The organism is Mycolicibacterium sp. CBM1, from assembly GCF_054073305.1.
On the sequence record NZ_JBSXPP010000002.1, the window covers coordinates 340,388 to 360,726 of the forward strand.

16 protein-coding genes are annotated in these 20,339 nt (G+C 67.6%); 8 read left to right on the forward strand and 8 right to left on the reverse strand.

Features of this window, described 5'->3' with window-relative positions; genetic code table 11:
* Window positions 1–24: 24 nt before the first annotated feature.
* A complete protein-coding gene (gene ilvA / locus ACXDF8_RS04205) occupies window positions 25–1,305 on the forward strand; it encodes a threonine ammonia-lyase IlvA (protein ID WP_457221987.1) in 1,281 nt (426 codons plus the stop codon).
* Here ilvA and ACXDF8_RS04210 read toward each other — a convergent pair.
* The 7 genes from ACXDF8_RS04210 to ACXDF8_RS04240 all read right to left on the reverse strand — a co-directional run bounded on the left by ACXDF8_RS04210 (window position 1,302) and on the right by ACXDF8_RS04240 (window position 13,894).
* Window positions 1,302–2,585, reverse strand: a complete 1,284-nt coding sequence (locus ACXDF8_RS04210) for a Dyp-type peroxidase (RefSeq protein ID WP_457221988.1) — start codon at window positions 2,583–2,585, stop codon at window positions 1,302–1,304. The genes ilvA and ACXDF8_RS04210 overlap by 4 nt on opposite strands.
* Window positions 2,585–3,850, reverse strand: coding sequence for an iron uptake system protein EfeO (efeO, locus tag ACXDF8_RS04215; RefSeq protein WP_457221989.1), 1,266 nt, complete (start codon window positions 3,848–3,850; stop codon window positions 2,585–2,587). Before efeO ends, ACXDF8_RS04210 begins: the two co-directional genes overlap by 1 nt.
* A complete protein-coding gene (efeU, locus tag ACXDF8_RS04220) occupies window positions 3,807–5,381 on the reverse strand; it encodes an iron uptake transporter permease EfeU (RefSeq protein ID WP_457221990.1) in 1,575 nt (524 codons plus the stop codon). The genes efeO and efeU overlap by 44 nt, the downstream gene beginning before the upstream one ends.
* Before the next feature lie 121 nt (window positions 5,382–5,502).
* A complete protein-coding gene (treZ, locus tag ACXDF8_RS04225) occupies window positions 5,503–7,224 on the reverse strand; it encodes a malto-oligosyltrehalose trehalohydrolase (protein WP_457221991.1) in 1,722 nt (573 codons plus the stop codon).
* Window positions 7,217–9,517: a malto-oligosyltrehalose synthase gene (gene treY, locus ACXDF8_RS04230; RefSeq protein ID WP_457221992.1), complete on the reverse strand. Its 2,301-nt coding sequence runs from the start codon at window positions 9,515–9,517 to the stop codon at window positions 7,217–7,219. Before treY ends, treZ begins: the two co-directional genes overlap by 8 nt.
* A gap of 17 nt (window positions 9,518–9,534) precedes the next feature.
* Window positions 9,535–11,679, reverse strand: a complete 2,145-nt coding sequence (gene glgX, locus ACXDF8_RS04235) for a glycogen debranching protein GlgX (RefSeq protein WP_457221993.1) — start codon at window positions 11,677–11,679, stop codon at window positions 9,535–9,537.
* A gap of 40 nt (window positions 11,680–11,719) precedes the next feature.
* Window positions 11,720–13,894 (reverse strand): acetyltransferase SucT, encoded by a 2,175-nt coding sequence (locus ACXDF8_RS04240; protein WP_457221994.1) that lies wholly within the window; start codon window positions 13,892–13,894, stop codon window positions 11,720–11,722.
* A gap of 125 nt (window positions 13,895–14,019) precedes the next feature.
* Here ACXDF8_RS04240 and ACXDF8_RS04245 point away from each other — a divergent pair, with 125 nt between their 5' ends.
* The 4 genes from ACXDF8_RS04245 to ACXDF8_RS04260 all read left to right on the forward strand — a co-directional run bounded on the left by ACXDF8_RS04245 (window position 14,020) and on the right by ACXDF8_RS04260 (window position 17,811).
* Entirely contained in the window at window positions 14,020–15,324 is a 1,305-nt protein-coding gene (locus ACXDF8_RS04245; protein WP_457221995.1) for an adenosylmethionine--8-amino-7-oxononanoate transaminase, read from the forward strand.
* A gap of 135 nt (window positions 15,325–15,459) precedes the next feature.
* The gene (locus ACXDF8_RS04250; protein WP_457221996.1) at window positions 15,460–16,608 is read left to right on the forward strand and encodes an 8-amino-7-oxononanoate synthase; all 1,149 of its coding nucleotides are present in this window, start codon (window positions 15,460–15,462) and stop codon (window positions 16,606–16,608) included.
* A complete protein-coding gene (bioD, locus tag ACXDF8_RS04255) occupies window positions 16,605–17,282 on the forward strand; it encodes a dethiobiotin synthase (protein WP_457221997.1) in 678 nt (225 codons plus the stop codon). Before ACXDF8_RS04250 ends, bioD begins: the two co-directional genes overlap by 4 nt.
* Before the next feature lies 1 nt (window position 17,283).
* On the forward strand, window positions 17,284–17,811 hold the full coding sequence (locus ACXDF8_RS04260) for a 2'-5' RNA ligase family protein (protein WP_457221998.1): 528 nt from the start codon (window positions 17,284–17,286) through the stop codon (window positions 17,809–17,811).
* Here ACXDF8_RS04260 and ACXDF8_RS04265 read toward each other — a convergent pair.
* Window positions 17,804–18,400 carry a TetR/AcrR family transcriptional regulator C-terminal domain-containing protein gene (locus ACXDF8_RS04265; protein WP_457221999.1) on the reverse strand — a complete coding sequence of 199 codons (597 nt, stop codon included), beginning with the start codon at window positions 18,398–18,400 and terminating at the stop codon, window positions 17,804–17,806. The two genes, ACXDF8_RS04260 and ACXDF8_RS04265, sit on opposite strands and share 8 nt — an antisense overlap.
* Window positions 18,401–18,456: 56 nt before the next feature.
* Here ACXDF8_RS04265 and bioB point away from each other — a divergent pair, with 56 nt between their 5' ends.
* From bioB to ACXDF8_RS04280, 3 genes are read left to right on the forward strand one after another with little or no spacing between them, the layout of a single operon-like run.
* Window positions 18,457–19,464, forward strand: coding sequence for a biotin synthase BioB (gene bioB / locus ACXDF8_RS04270; RefSeq protein ID WP_457222000.1), 1,008 nt, complete (start codon window positions 18,457–18,459; stop codon window positions 19,462–19,464).
* Window positions 19,465–19,491: 27 nt separating this feature from the next.
* The gene (bsaP, locus tag ACXDF8_RS04275; protein WP_457222057.1) at window positions 19,492–19,719 is read left to right on the forward strand and encodes a biotin synthase auxiliary protein BsaP; all 228 of its coding nucleotides are present in this window, start codon (window positions 19,492–19,494) and stop codon (window positions 19,717–19,719) included.
* A complete protein-coding gene (locus ACXDF8_RS04280; RefSeq protein WP_457222001.1) occupies window positions 19,716–20,336 on the forward strand; it encodes a DUF2567 domain-containing protein in 621 nt (206 codons plus the stop codon). Before bsaP ends, ACXDF8_RS04280 begins: the two co-directional genes overlap by 4 nt.
* Window positions 20,337–20,339 lie beyond the last annotated feature (3 nt).

Consider the following 20,339-nt stretch of genomic DNA (forward strand, 5'->3'; position numbering starts at 1 on the left):
CCCTGCTGGTGGCACGATTAACGGGTGTCCACCGAACTGAGCCGGAGCCGACTGTCGGGACCGCTGACCGCGGCTGACATCGATGAGGCCGCCCACCGAATTTCGGGAGTGGTCACCCGCAGCCCGCTGCAGTACAGCGACCGGCTCTCCCAGGCTACCGGCGCCGAGGTCTACCTCAAACGCGAAGACCTGCAGAGCGTGCGGTCCTACAAGCTGCGCGGCGCCTTCAACCTGCTGATGCAGCTGTCCGAGCCGGAGCTGGCGGCCGGGGTGGTATGCGCCTCGGCGGGCAACCACGCGCAGGGATTCGCGCTGGCCTGCCGATCGATGGGCGTACACGGCCGGGTCTACGTGCCGGCCAAGACCCCGAAGCAGAAGCGTGACCGCATTCGCTATCACGGCGGCGAATTCATCGAGTTGATCGTCGGCGGCAAGACCTTCGACCTCGCCGCGGCCGCCGCACTCGATGACGTCGCCCGCACCGGTGCGACGCTGGTGCCGCCCTACGACGATCCCCGCACCATCGCCGGGCAGGGCACCATCGCCGTGGAGATCGTCGACCAGCTCGACGCCGAGCCCGACCTGGTGATCGTCCCGGTCGGTGGAGGTGGGTGCATCGCGGGCATCACGACGTACTTGTCCGAGCGCACCGCCAACACCGCGGTGCTCGGCGTCGAACCCGCCGGCGCCGCGTCGATGATGGCAGCGCTGGCGGCCGGTGCACCGGTCACCCTCGAGCACGTCGATCAGTTCGTCGATGGTGCCGCGGTGGCGCGGGCCGGCACCCACACTTACGCGGCCCTGGCGGCCGCCGGTGACATGGTGACCATCACCTCCGTCGACGAGGGTGCGGTCTGCTCGGCGATGCTCGATCTCTACCAGAATGAAGGCATCATCGCCGAGCCGGCGGGCGCATTGTCGGCGGCTGCGCTGCTGGAGGCCGACATCGCGCCGGGCTCCACGGTGGTGTGCATCATCTCCGGCGGCAACAACGACGTCTCGCGCTACGGCGAGGTCCTGGAGCGCTCGCTGGTGCACCGCGGTCTCAAGCACTACTTCCTGGTCGACTTCCCGCAGGAGCCGGGTGCACTGCGACGATTCCTGGACACGGTGCTGGGGCCCAATGACGACATCACCCTGTTCGAGTACGTCAAGCGCAACAACCGGGAGACCGGTGAGGCACTGGTCGGTATCGAACTGAGCTCAGCGGCCGATCTGGACGGACTGCTGCAGCGGATGGATGAATCCGAGGCCCATGTCGAACTGTTGCAGCCCGATTCGCCGACCTACCGCTACCTGACTTAGCCCGCGAACAGCTCCTGCGCCACATACCGCCCCTGCTGGGGTGCGGGTGGGACGGCGAAGATGGCCGACCCCGTGTGGCGGATGTACTCGTTGAGCAAATCGTGTGCGCCGAGTCGGTTTTGGATCGTGATGAAGTGCCGCGGGTCGTTCTGGTAGGAGAGGAACAGTAAGCCTGCGTCGAGCTGCCCGGTGGCGTCCAGCCCGTCGGTGTAATTGTAGGAACGCCGGCGAATCATAATGCCGTCGTTGTTCTCGTGTGCGGCCAGCGCGACATGCGACAGCGGGTCGATGACGAGGCCGGCCGCGTTCCGCGCCGCGAAATCCGGGGTATCGGATTCCGCCGAACCCGTCAACGGTGCGCCGGACTCCTTCGCCCGCCCGAAGATCTGCTGCTGATTGCCGATCCTGTCGCTGTCCCAGGTTTCCAGGAGCATCCGGATTTTTCGCGCCACCTGGTACGTGCCGCCCTCCAGCCACGGCTGGTCGCCGCCGGCGATCCAGACGAACTGATCGTAGTCTTCTTCGGAGCTGATGTTTCGGGTCCCGTCCTTGAACCCCAACAGGTTTCGAGGCGTGCTCTGGCCGGGCCCGGCCGAGGCGCGACCGAAACCCAGCACGGCCCAGTGCGGGTAGACGACGCGGCGGCCGAGCCGGGCCAGGTTGCGCACCGCGTGGTAGCAGACCTGCGGGTCGTCGGCGCACGCCTGGACGCTCAGGTCACCGCCGGTCAGTCGTGGATCCAGATTGTCACCATTGAGTGGTGGTAAGTCGTTGAACAGTGCCGGTTTTCGTGACGCGAGTCCGAACCGGGGTCCGAAGACCGACGGCCCCAACCCGATGGTCAGGGTCAGGCTGGCCGGGCTCAACCCGAATGCCTCACCGGTGTCGGTGGGTGGTTGGACCTCGACGTCGGGCTGCACCGACCCGATGGGCGTGCCTTGCTGCAGCACGGCCGCGGCCGCTGACCAGCGTGCGAGAAGGCTTTGCAGTGCGCTCCGGTCCGCCGAATCGGTGAACCGGAACGTCATGTAGACCGCGTTGCGCTGTGGTTCGGTCGCGATGCCGCCCTGGTGTGGTTGCCCGTAGAACGGATAGCTCCTGGACAGGTCCACCTCGTCGCCCGGTGTCGCCGAGGACGCGAGCGCCCACGCCACGCCGCCGCCTGCCGCCGCCCCGGCTGCGACTCCGCCGAGGCCGGCCAGTAGGGCGGTCGACAACATGCCGCGTCGTGAAACCGTCATGGACGCGGTATCGGAACGTCGCTCGGATGGTTCCGACATCAGCCCGCAGACACCACCTTCTGCGCGACCGTCGACAGGCTTTCGTGCAGCGGCTGGATCACCGCGGTCAGTGTGGGCGCATCGGTGGCCTGCAGCTGCGGTGTCCACAGCCGATAGCCGCCGAGGGCGGACGGATCGCGGTAATGGTCCAGTGCGGTCAGCACGGCTTGGAACTGCTGGTCCAGCTGAGTCGTCAAATTCTGGTCGATCTTCTGCAACCCGGGTCGCAACGCTGCGTAGGCCTGCTGTGCCCCTTCGACATTGCCCGCGAAGTCGACCAGATCGATATGGCTGAAGGCTTCCTCTTCGCCGGTGATCTTGGTGTTCTGCACCTCTTCAATCAGATCGGCCGCACCGTTGGCCAGATCCTCCGGCTTGTACTGGAGGTTCTGCACGATGCCGTCGAGCTTGCCGACATTGCCGACTAGCTCCGAACTCAGTGCCTTGGTACCCGCGGTGATCGCCCCGCCCTGCCACAGATCTCGCTCGATTGCGTGAAAGCCCTTCCAGCCGACCTTTGCGTCCACTGGCGTGGACTGTCGCATGTCGATCAAGTAGTCGAGGTTGCCGGCATTGTCGTCGACGGCAAAGCCGGGCAGTACGAATCCCTCGACGCTGGACTCCGCGCGCTCGTAGAACGGGCGGGCTTTGGCGTAGGCCTGTTTGGCTTGGTTGAGATCACCTGCCTGGATGGCGGCGTCGAGTGCCTTCACGGCGGTGTTGAGCTGGTTCACCTGGTCGGCTACATAGGACGCATAGGTCTTCGTACCGTCGGCCAGGATGGTCGGTACGGTTCCCGTCGGTGCGGACGGCGCCTGTCCGGTGACTGTGACGTCGACGTACTCCGCGGCCGCGCCGGGGCAGTAGATCTTGTAGGGACCGCCGTTGAGAGTCGTGGTGAACGACACTGGGTCGAGGCCCGGCGCTAAGTTCTCCTTCTCGCCGACGATGCGCTGGTCCTGCAACAGCTCGATCTCGGTGATACCCGCCGCGCTCGTGTTGGTGACGGTGAACGTCACCGGTCCGGCCGGCACCCTGGTTGTGTCGAGCTTGCAGGTGTCCTTGCCAGATTCGTTGGTCAGTGTCACGTTGACGGATGTCACGCCGTTGGCCGCAGTCGCCGATGGTGTGTTGGCAGGTGCACCGCTGGTGTGCGAGCCGGTGCAGCCGCTGACACCGAACGCGACGATCGCCGCGAGGGTGGGCGCGTGGCGCAGCACGCTACGGGGTCCCGATCTGGCTTGGCTGAGGATGGTGGTAGTCATCGAGGTCGTGCCTTTCTTCACTTGTGGGGGAACTACGGCCGGCGCGATAGGCCAGGACGGCGGTCAAGACCGAGCAGGCGGCCAACAGCAGTGGCAGCCAGATGCGCCACAGCCGCTGCTCGCCAAGGCGCGCGGTGAGGTGAGAGACGGTCGCTGCGACGGCGGCGTCGTCGGCCGCGGTGGTGCTCCAATCGCCGTCCAGAACGCCCAGGCTCACCGTCTTGGGTGAGCTCAGCCCGCCGCCTCGCAGCACGGCGACCCGGTTGCTCTGCCGCTGGCCGCTGACAAGCGAATCGCCATGACTGCTGACGCAATACGAGATCGTCGCGGTCCACTGCGCCTGGAACGGGCCTGGTGTGCGGGTGCTGCTCAGGCCGACCGGCAGCCGGCCGCCGGTCAGGTTTGCAAGCTGCGCCAGCGACACCGGGTTGGCAACGGCACCGGGATTAGCGGGAAAGGTCTTCTGCCACAGCGTAACCGGCAGTCCGTCGATCACCTGGGAACCGGCCTTCGTCAACGCGATGGGTCCGCCGTCGCCCACCGTCAATGACGCTGCGTCGCCGGTGAAGTGCAGTGCGATAGTGGTGGATCCGCCACTGGCCAGGGTGACTGTCCGGGTCGAACCCGGTGACTGAGCGTGCTGTGACCAGCCGGCGATGACCAGCAGTGCCGCGGCAACGGCCAACGCCGCCGAGGTGGCGGCCAGTAGCCGAGGCCGCTGTGTGGGGGAGGCGTGGAGTCGTGCCGGCCGGAGAACCACTGCCAGGACCGGAACGGCGTACGCCAACCAGGCGACGGCATCGATGAGCCGGGGGTCGCTGGGAATGCCGAACATTCCGGTCACCAACGCCCCGCGCACCGAGCGCGGGGGTATCCAGGACGACAGATCGAAGATCCGCTGTTGGCCGATGTCGATCCAGCCGGCCTCGTGCGCGGTGCGCACCGCACCGACGACAAGGCCGGCGGCGATGAACACCAGGAACACCCCGGTGATACGGAAGAACCGGCCAAGGTTGAGCTTGAGCCCGCCGAAGTAGATGCCGACGCCGATGGCGATGGCCACCGCGATACCGGCAACGGCCCCCAGCAGTGCCGCTCCGCCACTGCTGTGCGTTGCCTGTGCGGCCGCGAGCAGGAAGACGGCTGTTTCGAATCCTTCTTTGATCACCGCAAGGAAAGCCATCGTCACCAACGCCAACGTGCTTCCGGTGTTGATGGCTTGGGCCGCCTCATGTTCCAGCTCGCCTTTGAGTCGGTGAGCGGCGCGGTTCATCCAGATGATCATCGAGGTGACGAACGCCACGGCGGCGGCACCGATCACGGTTTCCAGCATTTCCTGTTGGCGCTGGGGCAGTGACGCGGACAGTGCGTCCAGTCCGACTCCGACGGCCATGCTCAGGGTGACGGCCAGCCCGACACCGACCAGCATGGGCCGAACCGATCGCCCGTTGCGGCGCAGGAATGCGCCCACGATACTGACGATAAGGGTTGCTTCCAGTCCCTCACGCAGGCCGATGAGGAACGTGCCCACGAAGATGCCTTGCAGACCGACTCCTCTCCACCGATCCGGTGGAGACCCGGACTATGGAGAGGCTAAGCTAACCGTTGCCGGCGGTTCCATCTCTGGCAGAGATTCCCAGTGACTTGGCAGGTTACGTGCGCAGGATTGCCACGGAATGTCCAGGCATGGCGGTGATCTCGGGTCCGGGCAGCACCTCGCCCCAACCCAGCACCACCTCGCCGGTGACCGGCACGTTCACCGCGTCCTCGCCGAGGTTGCAGGTGACGGCGAAGCGTCCACGGCGCATCACGATCCACCGCTGGTCCTCGTCGAAGTCCACTGCAAGATGGGTCAGCCAGGGATCGGCGAAGTCGGGTTCGGTGTGCCGCAACGCGATCAACCCGCGGTAGAACGCCAGCAGTTCGGCGTGGTCGCCCTGCTCGGTCTCGTCCCAGTCCAGCTTGGAGTTCTCAAACGTCTGCGGGTCCTGCGGGTCGGGGATGTCGTCGGCATCCCAGCCGTGGTCGGCGAACTCGGCCTTGCGGCCCTCTGCTGTCGCGATGCCCAACTCGGGTTCGGGATGGGAGCTGAAGAACTGAAAAGGTCGCGTCGATCCCCACTCCTCACCCATGAAAAGCATTGCTGTATAGGGTGATCCAAGCGCCAAAGCTGCCTTGATGGCCAGCTGGCCGCTGTCCAGGTTCTGCGAGGGCCGGTCGCCCAGAGCTCGGTTGCCGACTTGGTCGTGTGTGGTGGTGTATGCCGTCAGGCGGGTCGCCGGGATCAGCGACTTGTCCAGTGGCCGGCCGTGGCGGCGGTGCCGGAACGACGAGTACGTACCCGCGTGGAAGTACCCGTTGCGCAAGGTGGTGGCCAGTGTCTCCATCGAACCGAAATCGGCGTAGTAGCCCTGCCGTTCGCCGGAGACGGCGGTGTGGATGGCGTGGTGGATGTCGTCGTCCCACTGGGCGGTCATCCCGTAGCCGCCGCGGTCGCGGGGGGTGATCAGCCGGGGATCGTTAAGGTCGCTCTCGGCGATCAGCGACAGCGGCCGGCCCACAACCGCGGACAGCGCGTCGGTTTCGGCGGCCATCTCCTCCAGGATGTGGATGGCGGTGTTGTCCACCAGCGCGTGCACCGCGTCCAGCCGCAACCCGTCGACATGGAAGTCGCGCATCCAGCGCAGCGCGCAGTCGATGATGTAGCGACGCACCTCGTCGGCGTCGGGTCCGGCGACGTTGACGCCCTCGCCCCACGGATTAGCCACCGAGGACAGATACGGCCCGAACTTGGGCAGGTAGTTGCCCGACGGGCCCAGATGGTTGAACACCGCATCGATCAGCACCCCGAGCCCGCGATCATGGCAGGCCTGGATCAGGCGCACCAAACCGTCTGGCCCGCCGTAGGGTTCGTGCACCGCGTACCACAACACCCCGTCGTAGCCCCAGCCGTGGGTGCCGTTGAACGCGTTGACCGGCATCAGCTCGACGAAATCCACGCCGAGGTCCACCAGGTAGTCGAGCTTGGCGATCGCCGCGTCGAACGTGCCTTCGTCGGTGAAGGTGCCGGTGTGCAGTTCGTAGATCACCGCACCCTCGATCGAGCGGCCGGCCCAGCCCTGGTCGGTCCACTGCACCCGCGCCGGATCCCACAACTGCGACCGCTCGTGCACACCGTCGGGCTGGCGGGGGGAGCGGGGGTCGGGTACGACGGCGGGATCGTCGTCGAGGACGAAGCCGTATCGGGCGTCCGGGGGGCAGTCGACGTTGGCGTGCCACCAGCCGTCGTCGTCGCGCGTCATGTCGTGCAGCGCGCCGGCGACGTCGAGCCGAACCAGCTTGGGCAACGGTGCCCACACCGCGAATTCAGGCATCACACTTCTCCAACAGGACGACGGGAAGCTCCGCGAACAGCTGGCCGGCCGGGGCCGCGCCCGACCAGGCGGCACCGGTCAGCCGGTCGGTCCAGGTGCCCTCCGGAAGTGGAACATGCGTGTCACCCCAGCCGTCGTGGTGCAGCCGCACGGTCCACCGGCTCACCGCAACCAGGACCTCCGCACCACGCCGGAACGCCACCACGTGCTCGGCGCCGCTACCTGCGGCCAGCACCGGGGTGTACCCGCCGGACAAAAACGTCTCGGGCCGGTCGCGGCGGGCATGCAATGCTGCCGTCACGACGCGAATCTTGTCGTGGGACAACCGGTCCAGTTCCCCGGCTCGTGCGGAATAGTCCACCGGCCTGCGATTGTCGGGGTCGACGAGGCTGTCCTCCCAGAGCTCGGTGCCCTGGTAGATGTCGGGAATGCCGGGGACGGTCAGCGCCAGCAGCTTCTGGCCGAGGGCGTCGCTGTGTGCGTGCGGTTCGAGCTGGACGACCAGCCCGGTCAACTCGGTGGCCACCGGCCCGTCGAGGATGGCGTCGACCCAGGCGTGCACGGCGTCCTCGAATTCGGTGTTCACCTCGTTCCACGAGGTGTGCCAGGAGGCTTCGCGGACGGCCTTCTCGGTGTAGGTGTGCAGGCGCTCACGTAGTTCGTTGGTGACGTTGCCGTCGGCGGGCCACACCCCGAAGATGTTCTGCAGCAGGAACAGTGCCGTCGCGTCGTCGGGTGCCGGGGTGGTGGTGGCCCAACTCGCGACGAACTCCGCCCACAGCGACGGCACCTGCGAGAGCACCGCGATACGGGCCCGCACGTCCTCGCCGCGCTTGGTGTCGTGGGTCGACAGCGTGGTCATCGACCGCGGCCACAGCGTGGCGCGCACCGCCGAGCTGCGATGGAATTCCGCGGCGCTGACCCCGAAGCGCTCCGGCTCCCCGCCGACCTCGTTGAGCGACACGAGCCGGGCGTCGCGGTAGAAGTAGCAGTCCTCCACCGACTTTGCGGTCATCGCGCCGCACAGTTGCTGCAATCGCGCCGCGGGTTCGTCCCCGGTGGCGACCGCGGTCGACACCAGTTCCAGCGGAGCGGCCAGCGCCGGCTGGGCGGCCACGGTGTGGGCGATGGCGCTGGACAGCACCGGCGCGAGGTTCAGGTAGTCGCTGCGGTACACCCCGATGTTGGTCAGCAGTGCGGCCACGGCGTCGGGCAACAACGGGTGGTCGGCGCCGACGGTCGTCACAATGGAGCTGCGCAATCGGGCCAGCTCGCTGGCCAGCGTGGTCGTGGCGGTGTTGATCTTCAAGTGCCGCAACAACTCCGGGACGCCTGCGTAATCGAAACCGTTGGCCTCCACCAGCGCGGTCAGCGCTTCGGTTCCGGTGGGATCGACGAACACGCCGCCCACCTCACGCAGCACGTCGTAGCCGGTGGTGCCGTCCACGGGCAGCATCGGGTCCAGTGCCTCGTCCACGCCGAGGATCTTCTCGATGACGATCCAGGCCCGCGGTCCCAGCAGCTCACGCAGCCGGACCAAATACCCCGCAGGGTCGGTCAGCCCGTCCGGATGATCGATCCGCACACCGTCGACGAGTCCTTCGTGAAACCAGCGGGCGACCTCGGCGTGGGTGGTGTCGAACACCTCCGGGTCCTCCTGGCGCAGTCCGGCCAGCGAGGTGATCGAGAAGAATCGGCGATATCCGCAGACCCCGTTGCGCCAGCCGATCAACTTGTAATGCTGGCGGTCGTGCACCGCGGGGCCGGTGCCCGCACCGGTGCCGGGGGCGATCGGGAAGGCCAGCTCGCCCAGCCGCAAGGTGTCACCGTCCACCGTCAAGTCGGCGGTGTCGTCATCGGAACCCAAGACCGGCAACAGGATTCGTCCATCGGGGTCCACCGACCAGTCGATGTCGAAATAGGTGGCGTAGGCCGATTCCCGTCCGTGGCGTAGCACATCCCACCACCACGGATTGCGTTCGGGCTGATCCACCCCGACGTGGTTGGGCACGATATCGACGATCAACCCCAACCCGCGGGCCTTGGCCGCGTCGGCTAGGCGCGCCAGCCCCTCGGCGCCGCCGAGTTCGTCGGACACGGTGGTCGGGTCGGTGACGTCGTAGCCGTGCGTCGAGCCCGGCACCGCGGTCAGGATGGGGGACAGGTAGAGGTGGCTGACGCCCAGGCTGTCCAGATAGTCGATGAGCTTCTCGGCGTCGGCGAAGGTGAATGCCTCTCCCGCGGACGCGCCGCGCAGTTGTAGTCGATAGGTGGACAGCACCGGGTAAGCCATAGCTGTCCCTGTTCCCGTTAGACGGTCTTTTGAAGCACGAGAACCGATCGGGCAGAGACGGTGATCTTCTCGCCGGCCTTGACCAGGATCTCGGTGTTGCCTGCGGTATCCGACGTATCGAGGACTGCGGTCCACTCTTCGGCGTAGTCGCCGTCGGGTGTGACGGCGTCGATGGGCTTGCTGTGGGCGTTGAAGCACAGCAGGAAGGAGTCGTCGACCACGCGTTCGCCGCGAGCGTTCGGGGCGGTGATGGCTTCGCCGTTGAGAAACACCGAGACGAACTTGAAGCCTGAGCCCCAATCGTCATGTGTCATCTCGATCCCCGACGGGGTGAGCCAGGCGATATCGCGTACCTGGTCGCCACTGCGGATGGGCTCGCCCTCGAAAAACCGCCGCCTGCGGAACACCGGGTGGCGCTTGCGCAGTGCGGTCACCTTTCGGGTGAACTCGAGCAGTTCGGTGTTGACCTCACGCAGGGACCAGTCCATCCAGGACAGCTCGGAGTCCTGGCAGTAGACATTGTTGTTGCCGTGCTGGGTGCGACCGATCTCGTCGCCGTGCGCGATCATCGGTGTGCCCTGCGAGAGGATCAAGGTGGCCATGATGTTGCGCATCTGCTGATGGCGTAGCGCCAGGACTTTCGGGTCGTCGGTGGGTCCTTCGACCCCGCAATTCCAGGAACGGTTGTGGCTCTCGCCGTCGCGGTTGTCCTCGCCGTTCGCCTCGTTGTGTTTCTCGTTATAGGACACCAGGTCGGCCAGCGTGAAGCCGTCGTGACAGGTGACGAAGTTGATGCTCGCGCTGGGCCGGCGACCCGTGGCCTCGTAGAGGTCCGACGACCCGGTCAGCCGCGAGGCGAACTCGCCGAGAGTCGCGGGCTCTCCGCGCCAGTAGTCGCGCACGGTGTCGCGGTACTTGCCGTTCCACTCCGTCCACAACCCGGGGAAGTTGCCTACCTGATAGCCGCCCTCCCCGACGTCCCACGGTTCGGCGATCAGCTTGACCTGGCTGATCACCGGATCCTGCTGCACCAGGTCGAAGAAGGCGCTGAGGCGGTCGACGTCGTAGAATTCGCGCGCCAGCGTAGAGGCCAGGTCGAAGCGGAACCCGTCGACGTGCATCTCCAGGATCCAGTAGCGCAGTGAGTCCATGATCAGCTGCAGGGTGTGCGGGTGACGGGCATTGAGGCTGTTGCCGGTGCCGGTGAAATCCTTGTAGTACCGCTTGTCGTCGTCGAGCAGCCGGTAGTAGGCGGCGTTGTCGATGCCGCGGAAGTTGATCGTGGGGCCCAGGTGGTTGCCTTCGGCGGTGTGGTTGTAGACCACATCGAGGATCACCTCGATACCGGCCTCGTGGAATGAGCGCACCATGGTCTTGAACTCGGCGACCGCACCGCCGGCATGCTGGGTCGCGGCGTACTGGTAGTGCGGGGCGAAGAAGCCGAAGGTGTTGTAGCCCCAGTAATTTCGCAGGCCGAGGTCGAGTAGCCGGTGGTCGTGCAGGAACTGGTGAACCGGCATCAGTTCGATGGCGGTGACATTGATGTCCTTGAGGTGTTCGATGACCGCCGGGTGGCCCAATCCCGCGTAGGTGCCGCGCAGCTCTTCGGGGATGCCGGGGTGCGTCTGGGTCATGCCCTTGACGTGCGCCTCGTAGATGATCGTCTCGTGGTACGGCGTGCGAGGCGGGTGGTCGGAGCCCCAGTGGAAGAAGGGGTTGATCACCACGCTGGTCATGGTGTGGCCCAGCGAGTCGACCATCGGCGGCACTCCGCCCGTGGCCAGGTCGTCGGCCGACAGGTCGTAGGAGTACAGCGCCTGGGAGAAGTCGAAATCACCATGGAAGGACTTGCCGTACGGATCGAGTAGCAGCTTGCTGGGGTCACACCGGTGCCCGGCGGCGGGATCCCACGGGCCGTGCACCCGGTAGCCGTAGCGCTGCCCCGGGGTAATGGTCGGCAGGTAGGCATGCCAGACGAACCCGTCGACCTCGTCGAGCTCGATGCGCGTCTCGGTGCCGTCCTTGGCGATCAGGCACAACTGCACCCGGTCGGCGACCTCGGAGAACAGCGAGAAGTTCGTCCCCGCGCCGTCGTAGGTAGCACCGAGCGGGTAGGCGGTGCCCGGCCACACCGTGGTCACTGCGGGTTGGCTCGACGACATCACTCGACCTTATCGACGTGCGGGGAAGGATGCGCGGTAGTCACCACCACCCCGTCGCCGGACCCATCTGCCGGTTCAGTTCGGGGATCAGCGTGCGCATGTACGTGGCCGACAGGTGATGAGAATCGTGGTAAAGCAGCACATTTCCCTCCACTGCGCGACACCAGTCGGGCCGACACACCGCGTCACTCATGTCCAGCACCCTCATCAACGGGAATTGACCCAGGAAGTCCAGGGTCTGGTTGCGATCGGAGAGCACCTCGGAGCGTTTGATGCCACATGACACCGCGTCACCACCCTTGGCCAGGCAGTCGGTCGGGAAGAACGGCTTTCCGTCTTTGACCAGCCATGGGGTGTCGCGCATCGCCAGGATCGGAATATTGTTGTCCGAGAGAGCCTTCCAAATGCCGATGTAGGTGGCGGGCATCACATCGCCGGGTTTGATGTTCCACGGCCGCGTGGAAGTAGTGAAGACGAAATCGGGGTGATCGTGGATCAGCTTGGCCATCACCCGCTCGTTCCACTGCCGGCACTTCGGGTAAGGGCGGTTGTCGCCCATCACCAACGGCTGCTTCTCGGTCGTCAGCGGGCAGCCCATCTTCAGGTAGGTGACGACCCTGAAGTGGTGGAGCTGGCCCAGTACGTCGAGCGCGGTGATCCAGTGCTCGGCGTGCGAGCCGCCGGCCAGTGCGATGGTCCGGGTAGCGGTCACGTCGCCGTAGGAGCAGTTGATCACGCCGACATTGTCGAAATCGCTGATGCAGCCGTCGTTGGTCGACTCGGGTAGATCGTTCTTCGCCTCCAGGACGGTGGGCCGCATGGGCAGCTTCGGGACCCGGACGTGCTCGGTCAGCGCGCGGGCGCCGGGGTAGCCCACCGGCGACAGTTCGGCCAGTTCCTTGCCGTTCGCCCGCTGCACGGTGACGTGCTCACGCCAGGTGAACGAGGTGGCGGTCAGCGCTACTCCGAGCATCGCGACGGTGGTGCCCAGCGCGATTGTGGGGCGACGCAGGCGACTGCGCCACGGGATGACGACCGGGGCGGGGGTGGTCGCGCGTGCGGAGCGTCGGTAGCGCAGCGGCTCCTCCACGAAGCGCATGGTCAGGTAGGCCAACACGCCGGAGACCGCCAGGATCGCGGCGCCGTCGACCAAGCCGGCGTGACCGTCGCCGGTGTAGGCCAGCCAGAAGATCAGCAGTGGCCAATGCCACAGATACAGCGAGTAGGCCATCGAGCCCAATGTCACTAGCGGCGCGGTGGCCAGCAGGCGGCTGGGCAACGGCAGCCGGTCCCGCGTCGACGCGGCGGCCTGCCGGTTCGCTGCGGCAAGGATCATCAGTACTGTCGCGCCGACTGGCACGAGGGCCCACGGGCCGGGGAATTCGTCGACCCCGTCGATGAGGGCGCCGCAGGAGGCGATGACGGCCAGTCCCACGGTGGCCAGCGCTGTCCGCAGCCACATCGGCCACCGGACGTAGGGCACCAGCGCCCCGACGAGGACGCCGACCAGCAATTCCCAGGCCCGGGCGAAGCTGTTGTAGTAGGCGGTGGTCTGGTCGGCCGAGTGGGCGTAAATGGCAAAGATGAACGACGCCGCCGTCAGGACGGCCAGCAAAGCGATGAAGACGACGCGAAGGCGCTTGCCCAGTCGGCGGCGCAGCAAGAAGGCAAACCCAAAGACAAGAATAAGGAACGAGATATAGAACTGCCCCTGAACGGACATCGACCAGATGTGCTGCAGGGGGCTGACGGCCTCACCGGCACGAAGGTAGTTCGACGCCGTCGCGGACAGTTCCCAGTTCTGGTAGTAGCCGAGGCTGGCCAGGCTCTGGTCAGCAAAGGTTTCCCACCGGGTCTCCGGCTGGATCAGGATGGTCAGCACGGCCGCGGCGGCAAGCACCACAACCAGAGCCGGCAGTAGCCGCCGCACCAGCCGGACGATCTCCGGCCACGGCGACAACGACGAAGCCGGGTTCAGCGCGGCGCGTAACAGCGAACCCCCGAAGAAGAACCCGGACAGCACCAGGAAGACGTCGACACCGCCCGAGACGCGACCGAACCAGACGTGGAACATCGCCACCAGGGCGATGGCGATACCGCGCAGACCGTCGAGGTCGTGGCGGTAGAAGCCGGATTTCCGCGACCCCAACGCGGCGCGCTGAGCGGCACCCGGGTCGGTTGTTACCGTCGGCCGGGTCGTGGGCAGGGTCAACATGGTCGAGTGACAATCTACCCAACTCGCCTGAACAGCTCATCTCCAGCGAACCGCGTCACAAGGTGTCGCCTTTCGTCGAGCAAAGGTGTGCTCGGGCGCTGCCCAGCGCCCGATAGGGTTGCAGCGTGCCGGCGCTGACCCCCGACCAGATCAGTGCGATCGACGCCGCCCATATCTGGCACCCCTACAGCAGCATTGGGGCCGGGGCCCTCGCACCCGTCGTCGCGGTCGGGGCCAAGGGTGCCTGGCTGACGCTGGTCCGCGACGGCACCGAGGTGCAGGTGCTCGACGCGATGGCCTCCTGGTGGACCGCGGTGCACGGCCACGGGCATCCCGTGCTGGACGCCGCCATGGGCCGGCAGCTCGCCACGATGAACCACGTGATGTTCGGCGGGCTCACTCACGAGCCGGCCGCGCGGCTGGCGCAACTGCTCGTGGACGTCACCCCGGCCGGGCTGGACACCGTGTTCTTCTCCGACTCGGGCTCGGTGGCCGTCGAGGTGGCGGTGAAGATGGCGTTGCAGTACTGGCGCAGTGTGGGCCGCTTCCAGAAGCGTCGCTTGATGACCTGGCGGGGCGGTTATCACGGCGACACGTTCACTCCGATGAGCGTCTGTGACCCCGAGGGCGGCATGCATGAGCTGTGGGCCGCCGGGGAAAACTCGGTGCTTGCCAGGCAGATCTTCGCCCCACCCGTGCCCGGCGAGTACGACCCGGACTATGTCGCCGCCTTCGAGGCGCAATTGGCCGAGCACGCCGGGGAGGTGGCTGCCGTCATCGTCGAGCCGCTCGTGCAGGGCGCGGGCGGCATGCGCTTCCACGACCCGCGGTATCTGACCGAGCTGCGGGCCATCTGCGACCGCACCGACGTGCTGCTGATCTTCGACGAGATCGCCACCGGGTTCGGTCGCACGGGGGAGATGTTCGCCGCCGACCACGCCGGGGTCAGCCCGGACATCATGTGCGTCGGCAAGGCGCTGACCGGTGGATACGTCACCCTCGCGGCGACCCTGTGCACGCTGGGCATCGCCCGGACGATCAGCGACGGCGACGCCGGCGCGCTGATGCACGGCCCGACGTTCATGGCCAACGCGCTGGCCTGCGCGGTGTCGGTGGCCTCGGTGGAGCTGCTGCTCGCCCAGGACTGGCGCGGCCGGGTCGCGGAGATCGGTGCCGGCCTGGCCGACGGGTTGGCGCCGGCCCGGGATCTGCCCGGTGTCGCCGATGTGCGGGTCTGCGGGGCGATCGGGGTGATCGAAACACGTGGGCCCGTCGACCTGGCGGTGGCCACCCCGGTGGCGCTCGACCACGGGGTCTGGCTGCGCCCATTCCGTAACCTGATCTACGCGATGCCGCCGTTCGTCTGCACGCCGGAGGAGATCGCCAAGATCACCTCGGCGATGGTCGCCGTTGCCGGTGCACTGGCCTGATGGCGCGACTCCTCACCCCTCGTGCCTCGGTGCTCGTCGCCACGCTGGCCTGATGGCGCGACTCCTCACCCCTCGTGCCTCGGTGCTCGTCGCCACGCTAACCTGAACGGTGTTCAAGTCCGCAGAGGAGCCGCTGTGACCCGCGTAGGTCTTTCGCCACTGGCCTGGCTCGACACCGTCGAGCAGCAACGCCGGCACGCCGGGCTGCGACGCTCGCTGCGTACCCGGCCCGCGGTCGCTACCGAGCTTGACCTGGCCTCCAACGATTACCTCGGGCTCTCGCAACATCCGGCGGTGATCGACGGCGGAGTGGCGGCACTGCGCACCTGGGGGGCGGGCGCCACCGGCTCGCGCCTGGTCACCGGGAATACCGAACTGCACGAGGAATTCGAGACCGAGCTTGCCGAGTTCGTCGGCGTCGACACCGCTCTGGTTTTCTCCTCCGGTTACGCCGCCAACATCGGCGCCGTCGTGGCCCTGTCCGGGCCCGGCTCACTGGTGGTCTCCGACTCGCTCTCACACGCCTCGCTGGTGGACGCCTGCCGGTTGTCCCGGGCCCGGGTCGTAGTCTCCGCGCATAACGACGTCGATGAGGTGGCGGCGGCGCTGGCCGGCCGCGACGAGGAGCGAGCCCTGGTCATCACCGAGTCGGTGTTCAGCACCGACGGCGCGCTCGCCCCACTGCGCCGGCTGCACGAGGTCTGTCGCGCCCACGGTGCGCTGCTGCTGGTCGACGAAGCGCACGGGCTGGGCGTCCGGGGGTCCGGTGGGCGCGGGCTGGTCCACGAGGTGGGCCTTGCCGGCGCTCCCGATGTGATCGTGACGACCACCATGTCGAAGTCCCTGGGCAGCCAGGGCGGTGTGGTGCTCGGCCCGGCCGCGGTGCGTGACCACCTGATCGACGCGGCCCGCACGATGATCTTCGACACCGGCCTCGCGCCGGCCGCGGTGGGTGCGGCGCTGGCCGCGCTGCGGGTGTTGGACGCCGAACCCGAGCGAGCGGCCGCCGTGATCGACCGGGCGCGCGCCCTGGCTGGGATGTGCGACGTCGCGGAGGTCCCCGAGTCGGCCGTGGTGTCGGTCATCCTCGGCGATCCGGAGGTGGCGTTGGCTGCCGCGGCCGCCTGCCTGCAGGCGGGGGTGCGCGTTGGCTGCTTCCGGCCGCCCACCGTCCCGGCGGGCACCTCGCGGCTGCGGCTGACTGCGCGGGCCTCGCTGACCGACGACGAATTGGACACTGCCCGTGAGGTGCTGACCGCCGTCCTGGGCGGTCGTCGCCGATGAGTGTCCTGGTGATCACCGGAACCGGCACCGGAGTCGGCAAGACGGTCGCCACAGCGGCGCTGGCCTGCCACGCCCGGGTCAACGGCCGCGAGGTGGCGGTGTGCAAACCCGTCCAGACCGGAACAGCCGATGGCGACGACGACCTCGCCGAGGTCGGGCGGTTGTCCGGGGTGAGCGAGCTGATCGGTGTGGCCCGTTACCCACAACCCATGGCACCGGCGGCCGCCGCCGAACTCGCCGGGCAGCCCCTGCCGACCGCCGACGAGTTGCTGGCCGCCGTTCGTGCCGCCGACCGGCCCGGCCGGCTGACCCTGGTCGAAGGGGCGGGTGGTCTGTTGGTGGAGCTGGCCGCGGACGGGGTGACGCTGCGAGACCTGGCGGTGCAGCTCTCCGCACCCGTGCTGGTCGTCACCGAACCCGTGCTGGGCACCCTCAACCACACCGCGCTGACGCTGGAAGGTCTTGCTGCCAAAGGTCTTTCGTGCGCCGGATTGGTGATCGGCACGTGGCCGGCGCAACCGGGAGCGGTGGCGAAGACCAACCGTGACGCGTTGGCGCGACTGGCCCCGGTGCGCGCTGCGCTACCTGCGGGCGTGGCAGCGGTGTCCACCGTGGACTTCGAGTTGTTCAGTGCTCGGGCGTTCGATCCGGACTGGGTCGCCAGCCTGATCTGAGATGGCGCATTCGATCGAGTTGCTCTTCGACGACCGCAGCGACGCCGTCCTCCGCGCCGTCTGGCATCGGCTTGCCGCGGCCGGACTGCCCAGCCAGCTGCGGGTCACCAGCGAGACCAACCGGCCGCACGTCACGCTGATCGCCGCCCAACGCATCGCACCCGACGTCGACGCCCAGCTGGCGGACGTTGCCGAGGACCTGCCGCTGCGGGTCGTGGTGGGCGCACCGCTGATCTTCGGCGGCGGTGACCGGCTTACGCTGGCTCGCCTGGTCGTCGCCTCGCAGAGGCTGCTGGTGCTGCATGACGAGATCTACGGCCGGTGCCGTTCCTTCGCGACGGAGCCCTACCCCCACAGCGCCCCTGGGCACTGGACGCCGCACGTCACGCTGGGCCGCCGGTTCGGCGCCGACGAGATAGGGCGGGCGCTGGCTGAGGTACAGGGCATCGCCGAGGACATCGCCGCGACCGTCGTCGGGCTGCGGCGCTGGGACGGCGACGCTCGGGTGGAGCGGGTGCTGCTCAGTTGAGCGTCGGGTCGGCCGCCGCACGCTGGGCAGCCAGCCCGTCGGTCAGCAGCCGCAGTCCGAAGACGAAGCCGGCGGACGGGTCGGCGGCCAGCACCGACTGCCGCGCCGGTAGCTCCGCGCCGGCGGCATCCCATTGCAGCCGCGACTGTTCGTCGGCCGTGGCACCGAGCACGTAGTGCAGCACGGTGCGCGCTGCCTGAGTCTGGTGGGCGGCGTCGATGCCCGCTTCGCCCGCTGCCTCGGCGAGCATGCCGAGGATCTGCTCGACGGCGCGAGACTGGCCCGCGGCGAAGCTGGCCGAAACTAATTCCGCACCGTCGGTGTGGGAGAGCAGCGCGTCGCGCAGCGCCTGGCACACCTTCTCGATGCGTCGCCGCCAGTCCTGCTGGGCGACGGGCCGGCAAGCCGGGCCCAGCACGTGGTCGGCAACCGCGCCGAGCAGCTCCTGTTTGTTGGCGAAGTGCCAATAGAGAGCGCCGGGGGTGACGTCGAGTTCGCGGGCCAACCGGCGCATGGTCAGGTCGGCGATGCCGTAATTGTCCAGGATCGCCGCCGCTTTGCCCACCACGTCGCGTTTGTGCAGCTGCACACCGGTAGCCTAGCCTGAACACTGTTCAAGTTGGCGAATTGCAGGAGGACGAGCGAGTGACGCAGGCAGCCACCGACGTATTGGCATCGGCCCGTGAGCAGGTGCTCGAGCGCGGCGAAGGGCTGTCCCGCGAGCAGGTGCTCGAAGTTCTGCAGCTGCCCGACGACCAGCTCGACGAGCTGTTGGCGCTGGCCCACGAGGTGCGCATGCGCTGGTGCGGCCCGGAAGTCGAGGTCGAGGGCATCATCAGCCTGAAAACCGGTGGCTGTCCAGAGGATTGCCACTTCTGCTCGCAGTCGGGCCTGTTCGCCTCCCCGGTGCGCAGTGCCTGGCTGGACATCCCCAGCCTGGTCGAGGCCGCCAAGCAGACCGCCAAGTCCGGTGCGACCGAGTTCTGCATCGTGGCGGCCGTGCGTGGCCCCGATGAGCGGCTGCTGGCGCAGGTCGCTGCCGGCATCGAGGCCATCCGCAACGAGGTCGACATTCAGATCGCCTGCTCGCTGGGCATGCTGACCCAGGAGCAGGTGGACCGCCTCAAAGATATGGGCGTGCACCGTTACAACCACAACCTGGAGACCGCGCAGTCGTTCTTCCCCAACGTGGTGACCACCCACACCTGGGAAGAGCGCTGGGGGACGCTGGAGATGGTCCGCGAGGCCGGCATGGAGGTGTGCTGCGGCGGCATCCTCGGGATGGGGGAGACCCTGGAGCAGCGCGCGGAATTTGCCGCCAACCTCGCCGAACTCGACCCGCACGAAGTGCCGTTGAACTTCCTGAACCCGCGCCCGGGCACCCCGTTCGGTGACCTCGAGGTGCTGCCCGCCACCGAGGCGCTCAAGGCCGTCGCCGCGTTCCGCCTCGCCCTGCCGCGCACCATGCTGCGCTTCGCCGGCGGCCGCGAGATCACTCTCGGCGACCTGGGCGCCAAGCAGGGGATCCTGGGCGGTATTAACGCGGTGATCGTCGGGAACTACCTGACCACGTTGGGCCGGCCGGCCGAGGCGGACCTCGAACTGCTCGAGGATCTGCAGATGCCGATCAAGGCTCTCAACGCCAGCCTGTAGCCCGGAATCTGTACAAAGGGCAAGGTGATGGTCGAACAGTTGCCCGCGCCGGTTGGTGCTGGGATCTACAACGTCTACACCGGCGACCTCGCCGGCTCCTCGGTGCCGACGGCGGCCCAACTGGGGCTCGAGCCGCCCCGGTTCTGCGCCGAGTGTGGCCGCCGGATGGTCGTCCAGGTCCGTCCGGACGGCTGGTGGGCGAAGTGCTCGCGGCACGGCCGCGTCGACTCCCACGACCTTGAGGGCCAGCGATGAGCCTGGAGGACACCGCGGCACCGGTCGCACCAGTCCCGCCACCACCGCCGGTCCCGCGGACGTCCAGGCGGCGCGCGGCGGCAGTCGTCGTCGGGGGTCTGGTGATCGTCGGCGCACTGGCGGGCGCGCTGTGGTCCTGGCTGGCTCCGCCCGCGCACGGTGTGGTGGCGCTGACCCGTTCCGGTCAACGCGTGCAGACCTACCTGGGCAGCGAATCGGACCATCTGTTCGTCGCGGCGGCGATGCTCATCGGACTGTTGACATCGCTGGCGATCGTCGCGGCGGTGCTGGTGTGGCAGTGGCGCGCGCATCGCGGGCCGGTCATCGCGACGGCGCTGTGGGTCGGGCTCCTCGCGTCGGCCGCTGTTGCGGCTGGCGTCGGTGCGGCGTTGGTCCACTGGCGCTACGGCCCCAATCCGTTCGACACCGCACCAGTGACGCCGCAGAACCGGGTCTTCTACTACTCCGAGGCGCCGCCGGTGTTCTTCTCCCACGGCCCGCTGCAGGTCGCGACGACGTTGTTGTTCCCGGCCGCGATCGCCGCACTGGTATATGCGCTGTTAGCGGTGGCCACCCCGCGCGACGATTTGGGCGGCTGGCCGCCCAGGGACAACTGAGGC